This is a genomic window from Actinoalloteichus spitiensis RMV-1378, assembly GCF_000239155.1.
Classification (GTDB): Bacteria; Actinomycetota; Actinomycetes; order Mycobacteriales; family Pseudonocardiaceae; genus Actinoalloteichus_B; species Actinoalloteichus_B spitiensis.
In genome coordinates, this window is the sequence record NZ_AGVX02000485.1 from 1 (window position 1) to 3,541 (window position 3,541).

A 3,541-nucleotide genomic window follows, 5' to 3' on the forward strand; every position below is an offset into this window, starting at 1 on the left:
CAGCCGCCGCAGGGCCCGGCCGGCCCTGGCGGCTGGCAGTGACCGCCGGCCCCCCTCGGTACCGCGACGACCCGCCGACCACCGCCCGCCGCCCCTCGCGCGGGGCGGAGCCCGGGCACGAGCCGGAGCCGGACGCGGTGGGCCCCACCGAGTGGACCCCCGCCGGCCCGCCCGTGGGAGTGGGCCCCTGGTCCGGGCCGCCGCCGGTCGGTGAGCACTACGACCCCGAACTGCTGCGGGACGGTGACCGGCGCAACGTGGTCGACGCCTACCGGTACTGGCGGCGGGAGGCGATCGTCGCCGAGCTCGACACCCGGCGGCACCCGTTCCACGTGGCCATCGAGAACTTCCAGCACGACCACAACATCGGAACCGTGGTGCGCACGGCCAACGCGTTCGGCGCGCGGGCCGTCCACATCGTCGGCCGACGCCGCTGGAACCGGCGGGGCGCGATGGTCACCGACCGGTACCAGCACCTGGAACACCACGACGAGGTGGACGGCCTCCTCGGGTTCGCCGCGCGCTCCGGCCTCGCCGTCGTCGGGGTGGACAACACCCCGGGCTCGGTGCGACTGGAGGAGACGGCGTTGCCCCGCGAGTGCGTCCTCGTCTTCGGGCACGAGGGGAGCGGGCTGAGCGCGGGGACGCGGGAGGGCGCCGACCTCCTGGTGTCCATCGCGCAGTTCGGCTCCACCCGCTCGATCAACGCCGGCGTCGCCGCGGGGATCGTCATGCACGCCTGGGTCCGCGACCACGCTGACCTGACCCTGGCCTGGTGAACCGGGGCCGCCGGACGTGTCTTCCGGCCGGCCGCCCCCGCCGCCGGGGGCACGATGTGCGCATGACCGAGGAACTGTCGCTGACGCGGCGTCGGGTGTGGGCCGCGCGAGCCGAGGTCGCCGAACGCGCCGTTCGGCAACGCCACCTCCGGGAGGTGTGGGGGTTGCCCGGCACCCTGATCGGCCTCGCCAGTTGGCCGCCGAGCCCTGCCCTGCGCCTGGGGATCGGCCGCTGGAACTACTGGTGGCAGGCACACCTGCTCGACTGCCTCGTCGACGCCGAGCTCCGGGCGCCGAGCCGGGCGCGCCGGACCGCCCTCAACCGCCTCGCGCGGGGTGTGGTGCTGCGCAACCTCGGCTGGACCAACGACTACTACGACGACATGGCCTGGTTGGGGCTGGCGCTGCACCGCGCCGGCGCGGTGACCGGGGAACGGCACCGGCACGCCCTGCGGGCGGTGGAGGCCGAGCTGCACGCCGCGTGGACCCGGCACGGCGGCGGCGGCATCTGGTGGCGGCGGCACTCCCGGTACCACGACGACTTCAAGAACACCCCCGCCAACGGGCCGGCGGCGATCCTGCACGCCCGCTTGGGCACAGAGACGTCCGGCCACGGGCTCGAACGGGCGGTCGCGATCGCCGAGTGGCTGGAGGACACCCTGGTGGACCCGGCGACCGGCCTGCTCTGGGACGGGGTCCGGGTCGACTACCGGGGCGGCGTGCGCCGGGTGGTCCGCCGCGTCTACACCTACTGCCAGGGCGTGTACCTCGGCGCCGCCCTGGAGCTGGCCTCGGCGACCGGTGAGCAGCGGTGGTGGCTGCGGGCCAGGCGCACCGTGGACGCCGTCGCGACGCGGCTGGTCACCTCCAGCGGGGCGTTGCGGACCCACGGTGGCGGCGACGGCGGGCTGTTCTCCGGGATCCTCGCCCGCTACCTCGCGCTCGCGGTCGCCCGCCTCCCGCCGGGAGACGTCGGATCGCGGGCACTGGCGGCCGAGCTGGTGTTGGCCTCGGCGGAGGCGGTGTGGCGCAACCGGCGGGTGGTGGGCTCCGGTCCGCTGTTCCCGTCGGACTGGAACCAGCCGGCGCGGGTGCCGTGCCGCCCGGCGGGCCTGTCCGAGCGCACCCGGGGCGGGGAGGGCGCCGTCAGCCCCGACGTCATCCCGGAACGGGACCTGTCGGTCCAGCTCGGTGCCTGGATGGTGTTGGAGGCCGCCGCCTCGGTGGAGCGGTCGGGGGTGGTCGGCGCGGGCTGACCCGCTGCCGTGCGACGGGGGCGGGGCGAGGCGGATCCTTCCGGAGGGCCGGTCGAACGGCTACCGTCAGGCAGCATGGGCTCACCCGTCGACGTCGACCTGCTCACCGCCCTGCGCGCCGCCGTGGGGCCGGACCACGTCCTGGTGGACCGTGACGTCACGGAGTCCTACCGGCGCGACATGATGCCGCTCGCGCCGGCGGGATCACCCGCCGCCGTGGTGCTGCCCGGAACCACGGAGGAGGTCCAGGACGTCGTGCGGGCCTGCGGGGCGGCCGGCGTCCCGATCGTGCCGAGGGGGGCGGGCAGCGGGCTGTCCGGGGCGGCCAACGCCGTCGACGGCTGCGTCGTGCTGGTGCTGACCCGGATGGACCGGATCGTCGAGATCGACCCGGACAACAGGGTCGCCGTCGTCGAGCCGGGAGTGGTCAACCTGGACCTGCGGTCGGCGGTGGAGAAGCACGGGCTGTTCTACCCGCCGGACCCCTCCAGCTACGACTGGTGCACCATCGGCGGGAACCTGTCCACCAACGCCGGTGGGCTGTGCTGCGTGAAGTACGGGGTGACCACCGACTCGGTGTTGGGGCTGGAGGTGGTCCTCGCCGACGGGGAGGTGCTCCGGACCGGGCGCCGCACCGTGAAGGGCGTTGCCGGGTACGACCTCACCCGGTTGTTCGTGGGCAGCGAGGGGACGCTCGGCGTGATCACGCGGGCCACGCTCGCGCTGCGCCCGTTGCCCCAGGCACCGGCGACCGTGGTCGCCTCCTTCGGGTCCACCGGGGCGGCCGGCGCGGCGGTGTCCAGGATCGTGCGGGAGGGCATGGTCCCCTCCCTCCTGGAGATCATGGACTCGGTGTGCGTCAGGGCCGTGGAACGGCACCTGTCGACCGAGCTCGGGGCCGGCGCGGGAAGCGCCGCGCTGGTGATCGGCCAGTCCGACCTGGGCGGGGCGGCTGGGTTGGCCGAGGTCGAGAGGCTGGAACAGGTCTGCCTGGACGCCGGTGCCGAGTTCACCCACCACACGGACGACCTCGCCGAGGGGCGGCTGCTGCTGGCCGCCCGGCGGGCGGTGCTCCCCGCCCTGGAAACCCTCGGGTCCTGGTTGACCGACGACGTCTGCGTCCCCAGGACCAGGATCGCCGAACTGATCGCGGGCTGCGCCGAGATCGGGGAGGAGGTCGGGTTGACGGTCGCCGTCACGGGCCACGCCGGCGACGGCAACATGCACCCCACCATCGTCTACGACGCGTCCCGGGAGGACGAGGCGGAGGCGGCGCGAGGCGCCTTCGACCGCATCCTCGCGCTCGGGCTGCGCCTGGGCGGAACGGTGACGGGTGAGCACGGTGTCGGCAGGATCAAGCAGGACTGGCTCGCGACCGAGATCGGACCGGTCGGGTTGCGCACGCACCGGGTCATCAAGAACGCGCTGGACCCCCAGGGGTTGTTCAACCCGGGTTCGATGTTCCGGGGCTGACCCCGCCACCCAGCCGTCCCCCCCCCCAGCCCT

3 protein-coding genes are annotated in these 3,541 nt (G+C 74.7%); all 3 read left to right on the forward strand.

Annotated features, from left to right (window positions below; genetic code table 11):
• The first annotated feature begins 137 nt into the window (after positions 1 to 137).
• The 3 genes from ACTIDRAF_RS0219875 (at position 138) to ACTIDRAF_RS0219885 (ending at position 3,508) form a co-directional block, all read left to right on the forward strand.
• Entirely contained in the window at positions 138 to 779 is a 642-nt protein-coding gene (locus ACTIDRAF_RS0219875) for a TrmH family RNA methyltransferase (protein ID WP_026066307.1), read from the forward strand.
• A gap of 62 nt (positions 780 to 841) precedes the next feature.
• Positions 842 to 2,035 carry a glycoside hydrolase family 76 protein gene (locus ACTIDRAF_RS0219880; protein ID WP_016700475.1) on the forward strand — a complete coding sequence of 398 codons (1,194 nt, stop codon included), beginning with the start codon at positions 842 to 844 and terminating at the stop codon, positions 2,033 to 2,035.
• Positions 2,036 to 2,110: 75 nt separating this feature from the next.
• Positions 2,111 to 3,508, forward strand: coding sequence for an FAD-binding oxidoreductase (locus ACTIDRAF_RS0219885; RefSeq protein WP_016700476.1), 1,398 nt, complete (start codon positions 2,111 to 2,113; stop codon positions 3,506 to 3,508).
• Positions 3,509 to 3,541 lie beyond the last annotated feature (33 nt).

What these genes read in the sequence shown, in the direction of transcription:
- ACTIDRAF_RS0219880 (WP_016700475.1), top strand. Translation starts at nt 842, where the DNA reads ATGACCGAGGAACTGTCGCTGACGCGGCGTCGGGTGTGGGCCGCGCGA.
- ACTIDRAF_RS0219885 (WP_016700476.1), top strand. Translation starts at nt 2,111, where the DNA reads ATGGGCTCACCCGTCGACGTCGACCTGCTCACCGCCCTGCGCGCCGCC.